Raw genomic sequence first — 18,292 nt, 5'->3', positions numbered from 1 at the left:
TTATTTGAGGCGTTTGGCCGCAACACCGTTAGCGGTTAGTATTACCGTCACCTGGGTTAGCCGAGCGGCGACCAGCTACCGTTGTCGTTTCGGCAGGCAGAACCGCGCGCCACCGTCTCCTTGCCGTCAATCGTCACGCTGTGGGTATACTGACGGCAATTCTGCGAGCCGACCTGATAGGGCGCAGCCGCGACGACCCTGCCGCTGACATTGCGTCCGCTCCAGACAACGGGCTGACCGACTGCTGCACCTTCCAAGGCACGATATTCGGCCTCGAGGGCGCGCTGGCGGTCGCTATCGCTAAGTTCCACGCCGCTGCGACCAATGATGCCGCCCTGCAACGCCGCAATATAGGTCGCCGAAGCCGGAGGTTTCCGCGAGAAGAGCCCGCCGGAGCCACCGCTTTTCGTCGATTGGCACCCAGACAGCGTCATGGCGACGAGAAGCGAGGAAACGATCATGCCTTGCGAACGTAGCATCATTCAGTCGAACCAGAATCAGGTGTGAATCCAACGCCGCCACACGTACACCGCGCCGTGTCGGCAATAAGGCAAAGCATGCTATGCAATTGCCTATCTCTATGTGGCATCAAGCAGTTGCTCACGCAACATCCTTTGTGATGCCCGGCAAAATAAGGCGAGCCTTCAACCCGTTCCATTGCCCGCGGGATAGTTCGAGCCGTCCCTGATACTCGTTGGAAATCTCCGTCACGATGGACAGCCCGAGCCCGGTGCCCGGTTTGCTTTCATCCAGCCGCTTGCCGCGCTTCAGCGCTTCGCGGATCTGATCCGGTTCAAGCCCCGGTCCATCGTCTTCGACAACAAGCTCGACCCAGTGGCGACGCCCGCTCCCCTCCGCGCCCTTGATGTCGTCGGGCGCCTCTGTGGCGGAGACGCGAACCCTGGTCGCCGCGAAACGGGCAGCATTCTCGAGAAGGTTACCGACGACCTCTTCGAGGTCTTGCTGCTCCATGGCCACCGCGAGATGCGGTGGCGCCACCGTGAGTTCGAATTCCTTGTCGACGTTCAAGCGCCGCATCACGCGCACCAGCCGTTCCAGCGCTGGTTCCGCATCGGTGCGGGCGAGTACGGATTCGCGTTGTGCGGCTATTCGCGCGCGGTTCAGATAGGATTGCACCTGACCCTGCATCGCCTCCGCCTGGCTGCGCACGAGATCACCGTGCGAGCGTTCCAGGACGCGCGCCTCGTTGAGCAGCACGGCAATCGGCGTCTTCAGCGAGTGGGCGAGATTGCCGACCTGCATGCGCGCCCGCTCGACGATGCGGCGATTGCTGTCGATCAGCGCGTTGACCTCGTTGGCGAGCGGCAGGATTTCGCGCGGGAACGCGCCCTTCAGCTGCTCGCTCTCGCCGGCACGAATACGCTCGAGCGCGGCGCGCGCCTTGTCGAGTGGCTTGAGGCCATAGAGAATGGCCAGTGCATTGACGATCAGGCTGCCGACACCAAAGCCGGCCAGCGCCAGGTAAAGGCTGTGGGAGAAATTGCGAACGTCGTCTTCGACAACATCGACGTTGCCAGTAACGCGAAAACGCGCGGCGCGGCCATCGGTATCCAGAACGACCTCGGTCTCGGCAACGTGGATACGGTTCCCCGAGGCATCGGTTACCTGGTAGTAGCGCTCGTAGTTCTTGTCGAAGGGTGCTTCGAGAACCGAGGGAACAGGGATCGAGACAGAACCAAGTGACGGCGACACCAGCGGAGGGGCCGTATAGGTGCCGAGCGGCTCGACGACCCAGTACCAGCCCGTTTTCGGCTGCGCAAAGCGCAGGTCGCCGAGCTGCGGACTTCCACTAAGCGCCCCCTGATCGCCGATGGTCACGGAATTGACGACGTTGTAGAGCTGGGCGCGCAACAGGTCCTGAAAGCCGCGCTCAGCGCTCTTCCGGTACAGCGTCGAGATCAGTAGGCCAATGACGACAAGCGCGACGGTTGACCATATCGTGGTCAGCAGGAGGACGCGTGCAGTAAGCGATTTAATTCGCATTGTTCGGCGCTTGGATGCGGTAGCCAAGCCCGCGCACCGTTTCGATCAGGTCGACACCCATCTTTTTGCGAAGGCGCCCGACGAAAACCTCGATCGTGTTGGAATCGCGATCGAAATCCTGATCGTACATATGTTCGACCAGTTCGGTGCGCGACACCACTTCGCCCATGTGATGCATGAGATAGGAAAGCAGCCGGTATTCATGCGACGTCAGCTTCAACGCGACGCCATTGACCGTGGCCTTCGAGGTCTTGGTATCGAGGCGCACCGGCCCGCAGATGATCTCGGACGAGGAATGTCCCGCCGCGCGACGGATCAGGGCGCGGATGCGCGCCAGCACTTCCTCGACATGGAAAGGTTTGGTGACATAGTCGTCGGCACCGGCGTCGATACCGGCGACCTTGTCACTCCAGCGGTCGCGCGCCGTCAGGATCAGCACGGGCATGCCGCGACCTGCGCCGCGCCACTTCTCAAGCACCGTGACGCCATCCAGTTCCGGCAGGCCGATATCGAGGATGATCGCATCATAGGGCTCAGTGTCGCCGAGAAAGTGCCCTTCCTCACCGTCAAATGCCTGATCGACGACATAGCCGGCTTCCTTGAGGGTGTCGCTAAGCTGCCGGTTCAGGTTGACATCGTCTTCGACTACGAGAATGCGCATCGGTCCGCTTTACTCCGCTTGATCTTTTCGGCGTCTAGATAGGCCGATTCTGCCTACATCGGAACCTTGACGGTTACCTTACGCGGGCGCTGGCCGTTGCCCTGGACGAGAACGGTGATGATGCAGCTATCGCCCGCAGGCTGGACGGAAAGCAGTTGGCCTCCCGTTTTTTCCACAACCTCGCGCGCGGCCTCGCTGCAATCGCCTGCAACGCGCACCGTCAGGGTACGCGGATTATCCGGTGAGGGCGACGTTATCGCCAGCCCGACGGCTAGCGCTGCGACGCTCAAGGGAGAGGCCATGTGCAATGCTTTCAATGGATACTAACTTGGCCCAGACTATGTACTCAAGCGACCTGAATGGCAAATGAATGCCTTGTAATCCCTGATGTTTAGAACAATTTTGAATTCGCGCCACGCGTGTTCGAAAATCCGGCGGAGCAAACGAGAGCGCCCGCTCGCCGCTCGAGCCTCAACCGACGGATTTGATGGCTGCCTTGGCGGTCACCCGCCCATAAACGGCCAGCAGACCGCCAAGTGCGCCAGCTATATTCGCGATCGAGTCCACCAACTGGCTCTTGTCGGTGGTCGCAAGATCGATACCCGCAAAATGCAACACTGACGCGACGACCGAAATCAGCGCGCCCCAAATGGTCTTCGAACTGTACCAATTCTTCAGATCGAGCATGTTCTCTCCTTCAAGATGAAACTTACAACGCGCATGTCGCGTACGCCGGAATACCGAGCGGTACGCGCTCTCCCAACTGCTGGATTCGCAGGCTGAGACTGTGCTGCCGGTGGCCGAAATCGGCGAGTTCGTCGGCGGATGGATAGATCCACTCCGGCGGAGATCTGCGCTTCGCTTTTCTGGAAGCTCTGCGCGTCTGATGTCGTGACGTTGAAGACAATCTGCGGGCCGGCCAATCCGCCTGAAGCGGCAACGCCGAGTGCACCGTCGGCTCCGCGTTTCAGCGGCAGGATCGCTTCGCTGCCGGCCTCGCCCATCAGGCCCATGTTGCTGCCCATCGGGAAATGGGTCGGCTGCGAAACCACGCCGCCATCGGCGAAAGGCAGGAGCTTGCCGAAACCACCGAGCAGGTTCGACGCAGCGCCTGATATCATCGTCTCCAGCGGCTTCAATCCGGCCGACAGCGCAATATCCGTCAGGCGATTGCCGAGGCTGCGCAGTACATCATCCAGGCCCTTGCCGCCATCGACAGCACTGCGCAGCGCGCTCGATAGCGCCGAGCCGAACGAGCGCGAGCGGGTTTCGAGACCATCGAGCGTACGCCGCAGCGTTTCGGCCTGCATGGCCATGGCGGAGAGATCAGCGTCGTCATTCTCCATCATCGTTCCTTTGCTTTGGGGCCGTCCGGAAATTGCGCCATCAGCGCGCCGAGATCGGCCCGGGCCACGGTGCTGCGCGACCCCAATCCGCCGGCAACGGCATGAAACTCAACGGGCGTCATCGCCCAGAACACCGCTGGAGGCAGCCGCAGACAGAGGCCGACGTGGAGGACGCGCCCAGGGGAAAGGCGTCGCGCGATCGGTCTCGATATCTGCTGCGGCTAGAGGGGGCGCGCGGCAATCTCCGCGCTTTCCCCAATGAACGTTGCGGCGAGCAGGTTGCCGACGACGACAGCGCAGCCGGCGATGCCGCCGTCGATGCTGGCCTCCGCCACTTCCTGATCGGAATAGAGATTGCCGCCACCGCGAAGGCCGGCGCCGATGATGCGGATCATGTCGGCCGCCTTCAGCTGTCCGCGCGAGAAGCGTTCGGCCAGACCAACAAGATTGTCCGCGGAGAACGCCGTCTCCACTTCCGCCAACGCGCCGAGCGTCAGGCAGAGAATGCGCTGTTCGCCGTCAATGACGCCTCGATCTCGCCGCGACGCCGGTTTGCTCTTGCCCCCGCCGCCCGCATCAGAGCGCCTCGAAGCTGATGGCGCCCGCCGATTCCAGCACCAGTTCGAACATCACCTCGCGATTATACTGGCCGGAGTATTCGAGCGCGCTTGCCTGGAACGGTCCAGTCCCCGTACCGAAGCCAGGGACGATAATCTGCCAGCTCAGGATCGAGGCGTGAAGAAGGCGTTCCGCACCAGGCCATCGGAAGCGGCATCCTTGAAGATGCCTGCGCCCGAGACCGACGCGCGCTGCACGCCGGCGCCGCCAGCAGCTCACGCCAGCACCCGGCGCTCTCGGCGTCGGTGACGTCGACCGTTTCGGCATTGAAGGCGAGCCGTTTCGACCGCAGCCCCGCCACCGTCTCGTAGCTCATTCCGTTGAATATCTTCAGGAGCAGGTCTTTGCCCTTCTGCGCCACCATCGCCCGATCCCTTCGAGAAAACAGGCGCAGTCGGCGCCCATTGGTGTCATCCACTTGTCACTTTCAACCAGCCGGCGAAGCTGCTACGACCTTGCTCGCCCTTACCCCGTTCGCTTCAAAGCCCGCCATGTCTCGATCCATCCCCTTGTGCTCGGTGCAGACAATTGCCGTGCTTGCCGTCACGCAGCTGATTGGCTGGGGCACCACCTTCGATATGCTCGGTGTCATGGGACGCGTCATTGCGCCGGATCTCGGCTTGCCGAATGAGGTGGTCTTCGGCGGGCTGAGCATCATGATGGTCGTCAGCGCCCTTGTTGGCCCTGCGACGGGCCGCCTGCTCGCTCGACATGGAGCCGCGCGCGTGCTTGCCGCCGCCTCGATCGTCTTCACGATCGGCCTGCTGCTGTTGTCAGCCGCGCACGGCCTCGTCCTCTATGGACTTGCCTGGACTGCCATCGGCGCCGGCGGCGCTTTCGGTCTTTCCGCCCCGGCCTATACCGCCGTCGTCGAGCGCGCCGGAGCTGACAGCAAACGGGTGATTGCCATCCTCATGCTGTTCACCGGCCTCTCGAGCGCGATCTTCTGGCCGATCCTCAGTCAGCTCAACGCGACCGTCGGCTGGCGAAAGACGTTTCTCATCTGCGCGGCGCTGCAGTTTTTCGTCTGCCTGCCGCTGCATCTTTTCGCCCTGCCGAAGCCGATTGCCTTTACTGCGGATGGCAGTGCCGCACAGGAAACGCCGCTGCCGCTCTCGCCAGCGGGACAACGCAAGGCGTTCATACTGATTGCCGCGGCAACGACGATGTCGACCTTCGTCACCTTCGGGGTGTCGCCATCGCTGCTCGAAATATTCCGCCAGTCTGGCGCCTCGCCGGCGCTGGCATTGCAACTTGGTTCGGCGCGCGGCGTGATCGGAATTTCCGCTCGTTTCCTGGATATGCTCCTCGGCCGCCGCGGCAATCCGATCCTCAGCGCCGCAATGGGCGTGAGCCTGATGGTATCAAGCTTCGTGATGATGCTGCTGATCCCGCCCTCGACACCACTGCTCATCACCTTCATCCTGCTCTACGGCTTCGGCTCCGGTGTCATGACAGTTGCCCGCGCCCTGTTGCCGCTTGCGCTGTTTTCGCCGCGCGAATTCGGGCTGCAATCGGCCCGCCTGTCGCTGCCGCAGAACCTCGCCAATGCCATCGCACCCGTCGTCTTCACGGCAATTCTCGACCGGGCCGGCGCTGGAACGGCAATCGCGACCTGCGCCGCGCTCGCCATCCTGTCGCTCGGCTTCGTGCTCAGGCTAGCTACGCAGGTCAAGGCCGCGACCAGGGTGTACGAGCCGATCTGAATGAGATGAAAGCAGCTGCGGCAATGGGCGAGACATTTGAGGTCCTCATCCCATCTTCGTTATAAGCAGCCCATCGCTTTATCTTGGAGGAGAAGCAACATGGACCGGTTCACTGGCGGTTGCCGCTGCGGCAACGTCCGTATTGTGGCAACTGGACGCCCATATCGGGTCGGCATTTGTCATTGTCTCGACTGCCGCAAGCATCATGGCGCGCTTTTCCACGCATCGGCGATCTTTCCTCAGGATGCGGTGACGGTTGAAGGCGAAACAGGTGATTACGATGGGCGCTTCTTCTGCCCCCGCTGCGGCTCCCCGGTTTTTGGACGCTCCGCGGATGAAGTCGAAGTAAACCTCGGCTCGCTCGATGCTCCGGACCAGTTGAAACCGACCTACGAACTCTGGACAATCCGCCGCGAGTCGTGGCTACCGCCGTTTCCCTTGTCGAGACACTACGAACGCGATCGCGACGCCACGAGCCGCTTCGAGGAATAGACCCGCTACGCAGTCGCAGCAGTAACCGGCTCCGTCACGGCCCGGAAACGGAGTTCTGCAACATGGAGCTTCGTCTTCGCCTCGCGCCGGCTCTGTGTCCTGAGATGCAGCAGGCTGACGAGGTGGTGCTGGCCAAGATCGAGCGCCGTATCGTGCAACAAGGTATGAAGGCGCGAAGCCACCAGCTGCGCCTGCTTTCGTCCACCGGCGTCGATCCAGATTTCGAGCGAGAGCAGATGCTCCTTGCCTCTCTCCGTTGAGGTCGAATAGTCGTTGCTGACGACGTCGCCGATCAGGACGCAAGGAAGCTTTCGCCCGGTCACCAGCCGATCGCGGACCCCGTCCTCACCGATCATGCCGAGAAGCTCTACGTCGCCGGTCAGGCGCGCGTGGATCGCCGTCAACAGTTCATGGGCTGCGCTCATGGCTTTCGCCTCCCTTTGGCTGCGCCTTACCCGCAGCATCTCGCGCCACCCCCGCCAGGATCTCCGCCAGATCGCGGAGCGTGATCGCCAGGGCAGCGCTCATCGTCCTCCCTCCTCGCAGAGGCGGCAGAGGTAGCGGCCGGTTTCATCCGGATCGCGCCAGGTGCCGATGGCAAACAGCCGGTCGCCCTTCCGCAGCCGCATCCCGGCCCTGATGTCGCTACGGAAGCGCAGCCAGATGCGGTGGGTCAGGGTGAAGACATCAGCGCCCGCCCGCTCCTCGCGGACTTCGCTCAGCGGTTCGATCCGCGCCCAGACGGTGGCGACCGACGTAAAGGTGACGGTCGCGCCACCCCGGCCGTGCGGCGCTTCCTCCGGCGCCTCCAGTTCGAGCCGCGCGGTCATCTGGCCGGGATCGAAGAACACGGACCGCATCAGAGCCTCCGCATCAGGAATGGCGCAACCAGATGGTCATAACCAACAGGTATGTCTGCCGGCTGATCCTCGACGGCCACGGCGCCCCGGAAAGCAAACATCTGGCCGACATGCATCAGCATCGCCCGCTTCAGAGTGTCGGGCACGTCGGCACAGCTCTCGAGATCTCGATGCCGTTCGCGGCGATAGCAGAATTCACATTCCGATCGAGTACCAGCCGCGCGGGCCGGGTATTGCCGTAAAGCACATGGCCGGTCGCGGGCAAGACCAACTCTTCGCCAGCTTCATCATAAATACTCAGGCTTTCAATGGTTTGCACCGGCCCCTTGGCAATCTGAAACACGCGGTCTTCAGGTATCGATTCAAGATGGAGGCGCCAGACTTGGGTGATCAGGCAGAGGCCCGTCGTGCGCTCGAGATGCTCGCGAGCAACGCGGAGCAGCGAGGCCAGCAGCCCATCTTCGCTGCCGTCGTCGAGCCGCAGGTGGGCCTTCACCTCGGCAAGCGTCAGCGCTTCCGCCGGGGGCGGGGTAATCAGTGCATAGGTCATGGACGATCCTGATTGGTGTGGCGCAGGCAGGTTCGGCGGGCGGATTGCGGATGTGGCCGCACCCGCCCTGTTTCGGTCAGCTCACGGCGAACTTGATGAGCTTGATCGCCTCGAAGTTCTGCACCCCGCCGCCGACGCGCTTGGTCGTGTAGAAGAGCACGTAAGGCTTGGCGGAACAAAAAAGGAAATCCAGAAACGCATCGAGCGCCAGGTTGAAAACACTAGCGGCGGCGGCCACCTCGGCGGGACTTATTTCGGCCGGGAACCTGATGGCAAGACCGTATCGGCCACAAACAAGGACGCACGAAAGACAAGATCGAACGACGGTTGACGAGTGACCGTCAGGTAAATAGCGGCCGCTTCACCGCCGCATCGCTCTCGTAATCCGCCGCCATCCGCATTTCGCGGATCGGTCGCACGAGGTCGATGGAGCGCTGGTAATCTGGATGCGCCTTGTAGGCGGCGAGGGCCGCCTCATCGTCGAATTCGCCGTAGACCACGAGGTCGACATCAGTGCCGAGCTGATCTGTCTTAAGGTTGGTGCCGATCTCCAGCAGGCGGGCGTGCGGGATCGCCGTCAGAATCGACAGGCCGGCGCGCACCTTCTCCAGTTGCTCCGCGGGCGCTGTGAAAAAGACGATGTGGCGGATCACGCGGAACTCCTGTCAGGGTATAAAGCGCGCCGCGATCCAAGGGATCGCTCAGCGCGCTTTGGCTTATTGTTTCGTGCATGTCCTTTACCCGAAGCCGGTTCCCGTCCTCGGGCGACATGCTTTAGCCGAAGACCCGCGCGATAGCACGCAGGAGCCAGGCCTTCAACCGCGCAAGCGGGCCCACAGGCTGCTCGCGGCGGATGGCCGCAAGGAAGGTCTTGCCGTAGCCGGCAAGCTTTTCCGCCCGATCGGTGCCGTTGACGATGCGGCGGGCATTGACCCAGTCATCCGTCGTCTCGTTCAGATGGTCGGCGAGCTTGTGAGTGGCAAAAGAGCCCTGCACCATGCCTTCGATCAAGATCGAAACGGCGGCGTCCATCTCCATCGCCCGGTCGGGCTCGGCCACAAGATCGATACCGGTCAACCGGCTCATGGCCTCATAATTGCGTTTGTGAGTGAGTTGCACGAGACCGCGACCGAGCCAGCACTTGCCGTCCTCGTCCGGCCGCCAGTAGGGCGTCTTCACCCAGGAGAGCTTGCCTGATGTATAGGCATTCTCCAGGATCTCGATCGCCCTTGCATCCGTCGTCGCCAGCGTCTCGCGCACCGGCTGCATCGTATAGGCCGTCTCGTGAAAGGCGGTCGCCATGATGTAGGCGAGCCAGCGCGGATCGGCGTCGGCCATCCGCGCCTCCCAGAAATCGAGAATCGCCGTCATGCCCTCCACCTGCGGCTGATTAAGCGCTCCCTTGAACAGCGCGTCGCGGACCGTGTCGAAGAAGAAGGGCCTGTCGATGTGGATAACCATGAATGTCAGCCTCAAAAGTGGTACGGCGCTCTGCGCCTCAATCGATTAAAATTAATTCAATCGTTTAAAGTGTTTAAGCGCCTGATTTACACGCAGTTTAAGCCGTGCCAGTGATTAACTCACCGTTAAATCAAGCACTCGGAGGAGAGCATGCAACAGCCGGCCAACAGCAATCAGCCGACCATTCCCCAGCATGTCGTCGACCAGCTCGAGAACGAATGGCGTCAGGTTCGCCCGGAGCAGCAGGCGCCGCGCCCGGCACAACAGCAACCTCAACGCTAGTCTTTCACACACCCCTCACCCGGGGTTTTCCATTTCCCTCCAGCATCAGTGCCGTCAATGCCCAGACCAGCGCATCCAGCCTGTCGGGCGAGCGGCCGTATGAAAGCCCGTCCGGGCCGAAGTCGCACATCTGGTCTTCCAGCGCGACGAAGCGCCCGGCATGGGCAACCCGCCCCTGCTCGTAGAGGGCGGCGACCGGTTCAGCCCTCAAGTATTTACCGCGCGTCGCGCGCACGGTCGAGACCGGCAGGCTCTCGTCGATGCTCTTCAGCATCGATGCCACCATGTCGCCGCCCTGGTTGATCTCGGCGATCACCCGGTCCGCCGAAAAGCGTCGGTAGGCGCGCACCACCGCGCTCGCCCAGCCGGCCGGGCTTGCGCCCTGAACCGAACAATCGGCGAGTACCACGGCACGCCCCGATGCCTCCAACCCGGCCACGACGATGCCGCAGCAGGACTGCGCACCGGCCGCCGCCGGTGGATCGACGGCAACGACGATGCGCCTGATCTCACCGGTGAAGCGGATCGTGGCGGCCTCGATCATCTCGCGCCGCCAGAGCGCGTCGTCGCGATCCTCCATCAGTTCGCCGTCGAGCTCCTGACGCCCCAGCCGCGTACCGCCGTAGCGGTGCGCCAGCGCATCGATGAAACCCGGCGCCAGATTGGCAGCGTTGGCAAGCGTGCTGATCCGCGTCAGCCGCGTTCCTGCATCGGCGATCAATTCCTTCAGCAGCGGCACCGGGCGCGGCGTTCGGCAATCAGGGCGATCCGCAGATCGGACCGCCGCTCTGCGCTCGCCAGCGCATGAATCCATTCGGGCCCCGCCCGCGTCTTGCCGGAACCACGCCCGCCAAGGATCACCCAGGTCCGCCAGTCGCCCGCCGGCGGCTGCTGTTCGGGACGACCGGAAAAAGCCCAGAGACCCTCGAGCGGGTTCCAAAGCCCGCGCTCCTCGGCAAAGCGCACCAGCGGGTCATCCATGGGCAGCCGCTCCACCGCTTCCGGGGTATCGTCAGACTGATCGGCCTCGATCCGACACGATGGCGCAGCCGACGCAGGCTGCTTCGGCGCTGGGCTCATATCCGTCAGCAGGGTAGCGCCCGGCTGCCGACCCGTTTCCACGGCCGCCCGCACCGTTGTCCGTTCCGTTGCGATGGCCGTCATCTCCTTGCTATGCCGCGCCATTGCCTTCGTGACGCGGCGCCGAAGTGAGCGCGGCGCGTTGCCCTCAACCGGTGTTGACGTGCAGAGCGTCGCCGGCAGCGGCGTCACCTGGACCGGGAGGACCGGCAGCCTGCCACTCGGCAAGGAGTTGCCGCGACCCGTTGTTCCGCCAGCTCGTCGATGCGCTCAAGAAACCGCTTCTTCGCATCCTCAAGCCCCATCGCAGTATCGTTCTCTTTCGCGGCCAGCTCGCAATCACGGGCGATCTGCCGCTGCAGCCGATCGACCTTCTCCAGCGTACGCACGATCAGCGACATGGCATCGGTCGCAGCCTTCAGATCAGCCCGCGCGAGCTTCGCCGCCCCCTCGTCGCCGCCTGCGGACGCCGCTTCCGCCGCTCGTCGCAGCTCGCGAAAGGCGCTGAACTGGTCGCGCATCTCCGCCGTCATCTCATTGAGTAGAACCCGCAGCTCCTCGCAGGTGAAACCGGACCGGACTTGGTCTCGAGGAAATAGGCCTCCGCCGCCGCCCTCGCCTCGGCGTCGTCCGTTTCAAGATGCAGCGGATCGCCGTAAACACGCCTCTGCGGCCAGAAGCCGTAAAAGCTCCGGTTCGAAACTCTCGATATCGATCATCGGGGACCCTCGGGCGGCCAGTTCTCCCCTGGCGACCAGAAACACAAAAGCCGGGTCGAACGCCCGGCTTCCAGATCCGGAAAGCTTGGGCAAACACTCCGCTTCGCTCACAACTTTCCGACTATGCCATAACCCTATCAAACGACCGTCACGCCGTCAAGGATTATTTTCCTATCCATGAAAATTTTCCGCACGCCTGCCGCTGCTTGAGTTTTTCTGATTGGCCCGCATCCATCAGCATGTGCTAATTCTATAACCATGAACCAGGAAGAGCTCATTTCCTTTGCGCTCAGCCTGCCGGAGGCGGTCGAGAGCGCGCACCACGGCACGCGCGATTTCCGCGTGCGCAGCAAGATATTCCTGACGATGCCGGAGCAGGACTATTGCGTCGTCCGCCTGACGCCCGACCAGCAGCACATGACGCTGGCGGTGGCGCCCGATGATACGGCGGCCGTGCCTGGCGGCTGGGGGCAGCGTGGCTCGACCCGGCTCTTCTATGGCAAGGCGAGCGATGAACTGGTGCAGGATCTGGTGCGCAAGTCATGGCAGAACGCGGCGCCGAAAACGCTGCAAAGACAGTTTGTTATCATCCCGTCCGGCTAATCTGATCTAGCGATAACCGCTGGCATCGGCGGGCTTGCCTGCGTCCATCACCTCGTCCATGTAGCGCCAGCAATCCGGCCGTGAACCGTCCACGTCGTCAAAGCCATAAACCTTGGCGAGTCCGCCGCTCGAAAGCGACTGGCCGTTCCAGCGGGCGCGTTCGGGATCGGCGGCAAGGGCTGCGACCGCCCGGCCGGTGAAGCGCGGCGTCTCGGAGATGACGAAGTGCGGCTGTACTGACGTCGCGTCGCGCCAGTTCTCCTCGGTGACGCTGAAGATATCGAGCATCATTTCGGAGCGCATCCAGCCGGGCGTCAGCGCCACCGCTGTCGCGCCATGCGGGGCGAGATCCTTGGAGTGCGTCCAGGCCATGCGGATCACGCCCGTCTTGACGAGGTCGTAGTAGGGGCAGAGGCGATAATGCGTGGCATTGTATTCGGCGGTGCCGTCAGTCAGTTCGACCAGCAGCCCACCGGGACACTCGATCATCAACGCCAGGGCGAAATGCGCGGTGATCAGATGCGTGTCGATCGCCAGCCGCAGCATATGCAACCCCTTGTCCAGCGAGTGCTCCCAGACCGGCTTGTTCCATTCCGTCAGGTGCTCGCCGCCCCAGATATCGTTGACCAGGATATCGAGCCGGCCCTGTTCGCGGCGGATGCGGTCGACCAGCGCCTCGACCTCGGCCGGCACGGTATGATCAACGCGAACGGCGATCCCCTCGCCGCCTGCAGCGGTTACCATCTCGGCCGTCTCCTCGATCGTCTCCGGGCGTCCGTATTCCGACTGCCTTGCTCGCGTCGTGCGACCGGTAACGTAGACCGTTGCGCCGGCGGAGCCGAGTTCCACGGCAATCCCGCGACCGGCACCGCGCGTGCCGCCGGCCACAAGGGCGATCTTTCCTGAAAGCGCTGCTGTCACGTGCTTGTCCTCCACGCTGGAACCAGCCAATGGTCTTTTACCATTCCGCTTGAATATAAACGAACGTTCGTTCATATTCGTCGTGAACGCAAGAGGAAACTTCATGCCGCGCCCCCGCACGCTCTCCGACGAGCAGCTTCTCGATATGGTTCTAGGCCTCGTCCATGCGGAAGGCCCAGACGCAGCGAGCTTCGGCGCGGTGGCGAAGATCAGCGGTCTTTCGGGCTCGACGCTGGTGCAGCGCTTCGGTGCCAAGGCGGCGATGCTGCGGGCCTGCCTGTTGCGCGCCTGGGACCGGCTGGACATGGAAACGGCCCGGCTGATCCAGTCTGTTCCCGAGACGCCCGAAGGCGCCATCGACCTGCTCGCCGGACTTTCCAAGGACTACGGCGAGGATGCCGCATCTTACGCGGAAGGCCTGCTGGTACTCAGGGAGGATCTGCGCGATCCCGCGTTGCGCGCACGCGGCGCGGCCTGGGGAAAGACACTGGCCGCAGCACTCGACCAATGCCTTGGCGCCCAAGGGAAAGCCCCGCTTGGACGGCTGATGCTCTCCCAGTGGCAGGGCTGCCTGCTCTGGTGGGGCTTCGAGCCGCAGGGCTCGATCGAAGACTATGTGCGTGGAGAGCTAGGCCAGTTTCTTGAGACTGTCGCCTAGCCCGGCACTACTTGGCCGTTTCTGGCTCCTGTGCCCGCGGTTCGTCACCCACCGTCAGCGGCCAATCCACCACGTAATCCTCGAAGTCGTCGACCTTGACCTCGGTTTCGCTGATTGTCCGGCCGCGTGCCGAAATGCCGGCCGCATGCACGGTCTGGGGATCGCCTGACACCAGCGGATGCCACCAGTAGAGATCGCGCCCCTCGTTGATCAGCCGGTAGCCGCAGGTCGGCGGCAGCCAGGCGATCTCGTCGACGTTTTCCTTGGTGAGCTGGACGCAATCAGGCACGAAATCCCAACGGTTCTCATAAGAGGAACAGCGACAGCTCTGATCGTCGAGCAGCTTGCAGCGGATCGAGGTGAAGTAGATGTCGCCGCTATCCCACTCCTCGAGCTTGTTCAGACAACAGAGTCCGCAGCCGTCGCATACGCTCTCCCACTCGGTCGTCGTCATCTCGGCGAGCGTCTTCGTCTTCCAGAAGGGTATGTCTTCCATCATTCCGTTCTTGCAACAGCTCCGCGCAAAATCGCGTGAGAGCTCCCATTTCTCTTGTTCTTGTCAGGCAAATCAACCAATGATTCACCAAGCTCCGGTTACGCCGGGGCACTGTCGGCAGATTTGCCATAGTCCGGCGTCAGGTTCCTCCGACGTCGAAGTGACTGATCGGGCGGGAATATAAGACGTGACGGATCCGGACAATCCAGAAAAACGGCCGCGCAAGCAACGCCACCTGCTTTTGAAGATCGACTCGTGGATCGATTCGACCATCTGGAACGCCGGTTTTCGCTCCGCCGAGATCTGGGAAGACATCACCATCTTCTTCCGCCGCTTTCGTGTCCGCGGCTGGAAGCGCATCGTCTTCGAACTGGCCGGCGAAGGCCTGACATGGGGTTCCGTCGGCGCCGTCCTGATGCTCACCCTCGCCCAGCCTGCCTTCGAGGCTACCAAGGAAGATTGGCGCAATCGCGGCGACTACGCCGTCACCTTCCTCGATCGCTATGGCAACGTCATCGGCCATCGCGGCGTCATCCACCAGAACTCCGTGCCGATCGATGAACTGCCCGACGCGCTGATCAAGTCGGTGCTGGCGACCGAGGACCGGCGCTTCTTCGATCACTTCGGCATCGACGTCATCGGCCTCTTCCGCGCGCTCGTCACCAACGCCCAGGCCGGCGAAGTCGTGCAGGGCGGCTCGACGCTGACGCAGCAGCTCGCCAAGAACCTGTTCCTTTCCAACGAACGCTCGATCGACCGAAAGATCACGGAAGCCTTCCTGGCGCTCTGGCTCGAAGCCAACCTCTCCAAGAAGGAAATCCTCTCCACCTATCTCGACCGCGCCTATATGGGCGGCGGTACCTTCGGCGCTGCCGCGGCGGCGCAGTTCTATTTCGGCAAGAGCATCACCGACGTCAATCTGGCGGAATCCGCGATGCTCGCCGGCCTGTTCAAGGCGCCGGCGAAATATGCGCCGCACGTCAACCTGCCGGCGGCGCGCGGTCGCGCCAACGAGGTGCTGACCAACCTCGTACAGAGCGGCCTGATGACCGAGGGCCAGGTGATCGCCGCCCGGCGCAATCCGGCGACGGTCGTCGACCGCAACCAGGTGGAATCGCCCGATTTCTTCCTCGACTGGGCGTTTGACGAGGTGATGCGCCTGTCGCCGCGCTTCCACCAGCATTCGCTGGTCGTTCGGACCACGATCGACATGGGCCTGCAGAGTGCCGCCGAAGATTCCGTCGAGACGTCGTTGCGCGAATATGGCGAGAGCTATCACGCCAAGCAGGGCGCGATGGTGGTGATCGAAAACGGGGGCGCGGTACGGGCCATGGTCGGCGGCCGGGATTATGGCGAAAGCCAGTTCAACCGCGCCACCAAGGCGCTGCGCCAGCCGGGCTCGTCCTTCAAGGTCTACACCTATTCCGTAGCGATGGAGAGTGGCATGACGCCCGATACCATCGTCGTCGACGCGCCGATCTACTGGGGCAACTGGAGCCCGCACAACTACGCCAACAAATATGCCGGCCGCATCACCATCGCGACCGCCATCGCCCAGTCGATCAACACCATCCCGGTGCGGCTTGCCAAGGAGAAGCTCGGTATCCAGCCGATCCGCGCCATGGCGAAAAACCTCGGCGTCGAGACGCCGATCCGCGACGACGTGACGATCCCGATCGGCACCTCCGAGGTGACCGTGCTCGACCAGGCGACCGCCTACGCCGTCTTCCCGGCAGGCGGCTACCAGTCGCGCCGTCACGGCATCACGCAGATCCTCGATTACGGCGGCGACGTCCTCTACGACTTCGACCACGACGAGCCACCCGCCAAACGGGTGCTCTCCGAGAAGGCCGATACCTACATGAACCAGATGCTGTCGCGCGTCCCCTATGTCGGAACGGCGCGGAAGGCAGCGCTCGACAACGGCATCCTGACCGCCGGCAAGACCGGCACGACGCAGGCTTACCGCGACGCCTGGTTCATCGGCTACACCGGCAACTACACGGCCGCTGTCTGGTTCGGCAACGACGACTACACCTCGACGAACAAGATGACCGGCGGCTCGCTGCCCGCCATGACCTTCAAGCGCGCCATGGACTATGCCCACCAGGGCATCACGCTCCGGCAGATTCCCGGCGCGCAGCCGCTGCCACCCGACAAGACGGCCAAGACCGTTGCCGCCACTAAGCCTGAGGAAGGCAGCCCGCCTCCCCTCGTTCGCCCTCGGATGCTCTCGGTCGAATCCACGCGCATTCTCAAGGAGCTTGGGCAGGCATTGAAGTTGGCACCGCCGCTTGCCGCGCAAAAGGTGGCGAGCGCCGGGTAGGGCCGACGCCGGGAGCACATGAGGATCAACGTGGCGAAAGGGGTCTCTAAGAGGTCGGCGAGTCGCGCTGGTTGCGGTCCCCTGCGCACGGAACGTTCCTCAAAGACAAGCTCCGGCCAACGGCTTTGGCCAATCAACGCCCAGCGAAACGCCGTCTCGCGGCGTCGGTTACGGGTGTATAGAGGGCGACGCGTGTCCCCTCGGGGTCGGCAAACTGCACTGTCCGATTGCCCCATGGCAAATCCTTGGGTACGTGCACGACCGTGACCTGGTCCTTGAGCCGCGCGAATTCCGCATCGACGTCCGGCACCATGAACTCGAGAATGGCCGTCCGGTTGGCTCCTGGCTCCGCGCTACCCTCGCTAAACAAGGCCACGGTTTCCGCGCTGCCGATCGCGAGGCTAGCGCCGGGGGTGACGATCTCGGCGAAGACGGGCGCAAGCCAGTCTGCGGGGCAGCCCGTCACAAGCTCATAAAAGGCCACCATGCTGTTGATATCCCAGGCAATGAGGCGGGTGGATGCGAACTTCATGATCTTCTCCCTGATGCACGACCATCTCTTTCCTTGCTTTTGTTGCACAGCCGTGCTGACAGCGTTGTGGCAGCAGGAGTCATCAGGCATGCGAAAAGCAGATCGGCTTTTTCAGATCATCCAGATTCTTCGACGGTCGAGCCGCCCGGTGACCTCGTCTGAGCTTGCGGATGAACTTGAGGTCGCGCGGCGAACCGTCTACCGCGATATCGCACACCTGATTGCCCAGCGTGTTCCAATCGAAGGCGAAGCGGGGTTCGGCTACGTCCTCGATCCGCGATACGACATGCCACCGCTCATGCTGACGCCTGACGAGATCGAGGCCGTCGTGCTCGGCATTCAGATGGTGGCAAGGTTGAACGACGCGGCCATCCGGAATGCCGCGAGCGATGTAATGGCCAAAATCACATCGGTCATGCCGCAGGACTTTCTTCCCTATATTACCCAACCCGCCGTCAGCATGAAACCGGATGATGTCGGCGGCGACGTGACACGCGACACGCGTCCGCTCAGGTTGGCGATCAGGGAAGGCCGCAAGCTTGCGCTCGACTATCGCGCGGCGGATGGCGCGGTTACCAGCCGCATCGTGTGGCCTGTGCTTCTCGGCTATGCCGACACGCACAGCCTCTTGATCGCGTGGTGCCAATCGAAACAAGCCTTCCGTCATTTCCGCACCGAACGTATCCTCAAAGTCGAGATTCTCGATGAATCTATAGGCATGTCCAGGAGTAAGCTGAGGCAGCAATGGCAACAGCGGCGCGATGCCGAAATGCGGAAATCCCGTGAGGTGCAATGACCGCTTGGGCCCGAGAGCGGCCTCTATGCAATGTCCGCTTCGCGCTAAAAGGGGCGTGGACGTGGCAAGACTTCTGAAGCTTCGCACTCCAGCCGATTGCACCGTGAACATAGCGAGTGGTGCCGTGGCGTGATAGGTGTTGGACTTGGATCAAGCCCAGCATTCACCTGAACTCCTAGCA

Annotated in this window: 21 protein-coding genes and 6 pseudogenes; 7 read left to right on the top strand and 20 right to left on the bottom strand. The window is 62.7% G+C overall.

Going from position 1 to position 18,292, the window contains the following annotated elements; genetic code table 11:
- Positions 1 to 56: 56 nt before the first annotated feature.
- From NBG89_RS04040 to NBG89_RS04000, 9 genes and pseudogenes are all read right to left on the bottom strand, one after another.
- Positions 57 to 482 carry a hypothetical protein gene (locus NBG89_RS04040; RefSeq protein WP_088692366.1) on the bottom strand — a complete coding sequence of 142 codons (426 nt, stop codon included), beginning with the start codon at positions 480 to 482 and terminating at the stop codon, positions 57 to 59.
- Between the two features lie 118 nt (positions 483 to 600).
- Positions 601 to 2,004, bottom strand: coding sequence for an ATP-binding protein (locus NBG89_RS04035; RefSeq protein ID WP_431321822.1), 1,404 nt, complete (start codon positions 2,002 to 2,004; stop codon positions 601 to 603).
- On the bottom strand, positions 1,994 to 2,665 hold the full coding sequence (locus NBG89_RS04030; protein WP_431321821.1) for a response regulator transcription factor: 672 nt from the start codon (positions 2,663 to 2,665) through the stop codon (positions 1,994 to 1,996). Before NBG89_RS04030 ends, NBG89_RS04035 begins: the two co-directional genes overlap by 11 nt.
- Before the next feature lie 53 nt (positions 2,666 to 2,718).
- On the bottom strand, positions 2,719 to 2,967 hold the full coding sequence (locus NBG89_RS04025) for a hypothetical protein (protein ID WP_431321820.1): 249 nt from the start codon (positions 2,965 to 2,967) through the stop codon (positions 2,719 to 2,721).
- A gap of 169 nt (positions 2,968 to 3,136) precedes the next feature.
- Positions 3,137 to 3,352: a hypothetical protein gene (locus NBG89_RS04020; RefSeq protein ID WP_431321819.1), complete on the bottom strand. Its 216-nt coding sequence runs from the start codon at positions 3,350 to 3,352 to the stop codon at positions 3,137 to 3,139.
- A 122-nt stretch (positions 3,353 to 3,474) separates the two neighbouring features.
- A pseudogene (locus tag NBG89_RS04015) lies at positions 3,475 to 4,011 on the bottom strand (phage tail tape measure protein); the annotation flags it as partial.
- Positions 4,011 to 4,133: a phage tail assembly chaperone gene (locus NBG89_RS04010; protein ID WP_431321818.1), complete on the bottom strand. Its 123-nt coding sequence runs from the start codon at positions 4,131 to 4,133 to the stop codon at positions 4,011 to 4,013. The gene NBG89_RS04010 and the pseudogene NBG89_RS04015, both read right to left, overlap by 1 nt.
- Positions 4,134 to 4,232: 99 nt before the next feature.
- A pseudogene (locus NBG89_RS04005) lies at positions 4,233 to 4,588 on the bottom strand (gene transfer agent family protein).
- Positions 4,588 to 4,993: pseudogene (locus NBG89_RS04000) on the bottom strand (phage major tail protein, TP901-1 family). Before NBG89_RS04000 ends, NBG89_RS04005 begins: the two co-directional pseudogenes overlap by 1 nt.
- 127 nt (positions 4,994 to 5,120) lie before the next feature.
- Between NBG89_RS04000 and NBG89_RS03995 the strand changes: the two are divergent.
- Both NBG89_RS03995 and NBG89_RS03990 read left to right on the top strand, forming a co-directional pair.
- The gene (locus NBG89_RS03995) at positions 5,121 to 6,335 is read left to right on the top strand and encodes an MFS transporter (protein WP_431321817.1); all 1,215 of its coding nucleotides are present in this window, start codon (positions 5,121 to 5,123) and stop codon (positions 6,333 to 6,335) included.
- A gap of 99 nt (positions 6,336 to 6,434) precedes the next feature.
- Complete coding sequence (locus NBG89_RS03990; RefSeq protein ID WP_431321816.1) at positions 6,435 to 6,827, top strand: GFA family protein; 393 nt, start codon at positions 6,435 to 6,437, stop codon at positions 6,825 to 6,827.
- A 5-nt stretch (positions 6,828 to 6,832) separates the two neighbouring features.
- Here NBG89_RS03990 and NBG89_RS03985 read toward each other — a convergent pair whose 3' ends face one another.
- The 6 genes and pseudogenes from NBG89_RS03985 to NBG89_RS03960 all read right to left on the bottom strand — a co-directional run bounded on the left by NBG89_RS03985 (position 6,833) and on the right by NBG89_RS03960 (position 9,698).
- Positions 6,833 to 7,252, bottom strand: coding sequence for a DUF3168 domain-containing protein (locus tag NBG89_RS03985; RefSeq protein WP_431321815.1), 420 nt, complete (start codon positions 7,250 to 7,252; stop codon positions 6,833 to 6,835).
- 99 nt (positions 7,253 to 7,351) lie between these two features.
- Positions 7,352 to 7,687 (bottom strand): phage head closure protein, encoded by a 336-nt coding sequence (locus tag NBG89_RS03980; protein ID WP_431321814.1) that lies wholly within the window; start codon positions 7,685 to 7,687, stop codon positions 7,352 to 7,354.
- A pseudogene (locus NBG89_RS03975) lies at positions 7,687 to 8,237 on the bottom strand (head-tail connector protein). The gene NBG89_RS03980 and the pseudogene NBG89_RS03975 overlap by 1 nt, the downstream one beginning before the upstream one ends.
- 76 nt (positions 8,238 to 8,313) lie before the next feature.
- Positions 8,314 to 8,412, bottom strand: a pseudogene (locus NBG89_RS03970) (phage major capsid protein); the annotation flags it as partial.
- Positions 8,413 to 8,578: 166 nt separating this feature from the next.
- Complete coding sequence (locus tag NBG89_RS03965) at positions 8,579 to 8,890, bottom strand: Dabb family protein (RefSeq protein WP_431321813.1); 312 nt, start codon at positions 8,888 to 8,890, stop codon at positions 8,579 to 8,581.
- A 121-nt stretch (positions 8,891 to 9,011) separates the two neighbouring features.
- On the bottom strand, positions 9,012 to 9,698 hold the full coding sequence (locus tag NBG89_RS03960; RefSeq protein ID WP_431321812.1) for a glycoside hydrolase family 19 protein: 687 nt from the start codon (positions 9,696 to 9,698) through the stop codon (positions 9,012 to 9,014).
- Between the two features lie 150 nt (positions 9,699 to 9,848).
- On the opposite strand from NBG89_RS03960, the gene NBG89_RS03955 reads away from it, so the two are divergent.
- Positions 9,849 to 9,980, top strand: a complete 132-nt coding sequence (locus NBG89_RS03955; RefSeq protein WP_259126774.1) for a hypothetical protein — start codon at positions 9,849 to 9,851, stop codon at positions 9,978 to 9,980.
- Positions 9,981 to 9,984: 4 nt separating this feature from the next.
- On the opposite strand, the pseudogene NBG89_RS03950 reads toward NBG89_RS03955, so the two are convergent.
- Positions 9,985 to 11,165, bottom strand: a pseudogene (locus NBG89_RS03950) (hypothetical protein).
- 83 nt (positions 11,166 to 11,248) lie between these two features.
- On the bottom strand, positions 11,249 to 11,581 hold the full coding sequence (locus tag NBG89_RS03945) for a hypothetical protein (protein ID WP_431321811.1): 333 nt from the start codon (positions 11,579 to 11,581) through the stop codon (positions 11,249 to 11,251).
- A gap of 456 nt (positions 11,582 to 12,037) precedes the next feature.
- On the opposite strand from NBG89_RS03945, the gene NBG89_RS03940 reads away from it, so the two are divergent.
- Positions 12,038 to 12,382, top strand: a complete 345-nt coding sequence (locus NBG89_RS03940) for an MmcQ/YjbR family DNA-binding protein (protein ID WP_431321810.1) — start codon at positions 12,038 to 12,040, stop codon at positions 12,380 to 12,382.
- Between the two features lie 6 nt (positions 12,383 to 12,388).
- Here the strand turns inward: NBG89_RS03940 and NBG89_RS03935 are convergent, their stop codons facing one another.
- Positions 12,389 to 13,303 carry an SDR family oxidoreductase gene (locus NBG89_RS03935; protein WP_431321809.1) on the bottom strand — a complete coding sequence of 305 codons (915 nt, stop codon included), beginning with the start codon at positions 13,301 to 13,303 and terminating at the stop codon, positions 12,389 to 12,391.
- A gap of 103 nt (positions 13,304 to 13,406) precedes the next feature.
- Between NBG89_RS03935 and NBG89_RS03930 the strand changes: the two genes are divergently transcribed.
- Positions 13,407 to 13,961: a TetR/AcrR family transcriptional regulator gene (locus NBG89_RS03930; protein WP_431321808.1), complete on the top strand. Its 555-nt coding sequence runs from the start codon at positions 13,407 to 13,409 to the stop codon at positions 13,959 to 13,961.
- A gap of 7 nt (positions 13,962 to 13,968) precedes the next feature.
- Here the strand turns inward: NBG89_RS03930 and NBG89_RS03925 are convergent, their stop codons facing one another.
- Entirely contained in the window at positions 13,969 to 14,457 is a 489-nt protein-coding gene (locus tag NBG89_RS03925) for a YcgN family cysteine cluster protein (RefSeq protein WP_431322772.1), read from the bottom strand.
- A 187-nt stretch (positions 14,458 to 14,644) separates the two neighbouring features.
- On the opposite strand from NBG89_RS03925, the gene NBG89_RS03920 reads away from it, so the two are divergent.
- A complete protein-coding gene (locus tag NBG89_RS03920; protein WP_088703795.1) occupies positions 14,645 to 16,783 on the top strand; it encodes a transglycosylase domain-containing protein in 2,139 nt (712 codons plus the stop codon).
- Positions 16,784 to 16,916: 133 nt separating this feature from the next.
- Here NBG89_RS03920 and NBG89_RS03915 read toward each other — a convergent pair whose 3' ends face one another.
- Complete coding sequence (locus NBG89_RS03915; protein WP_431321807.1) at positions 16,917 to 17,315, bottom strand: VOC family protein; 399 nt, start codon at positions 17,313 to 17,315, stop codon at positions 16,917 to 16,919.
- Between the two features lie 88 nt (positions 17,316 to 17,403).
- Here NBG89_RS03915 and NBG89_RS03910 point away from each other — a divergent pair, with 88 nt between their 5' ends.
- A complete protein-coding gene (locus NBG89_RS03910; RefSeq protein WP_431321806.1) occupies positions 17,404 to 18,111 on the top strand; it encodes a helix-turn-helix transcriptional regulator in 708 nt (235 codons plus the stop codon).
- Positions 18,112 to 18,292: the final 181 nt, after the last annotated feature.

Origin of the sequence: Rhizobium sp. YTU87027 (genome assembly GCF_050644135.1) — a bacterium.
Lineage (GTDB): Bacteria > Pseudomonadota > Alphaproteobacteria > Rhizobiales > Rhizobiaceae > Rhizobium.
This window is presented reverse-complemented; position numbering and strand designations above follow the sequence as displayed.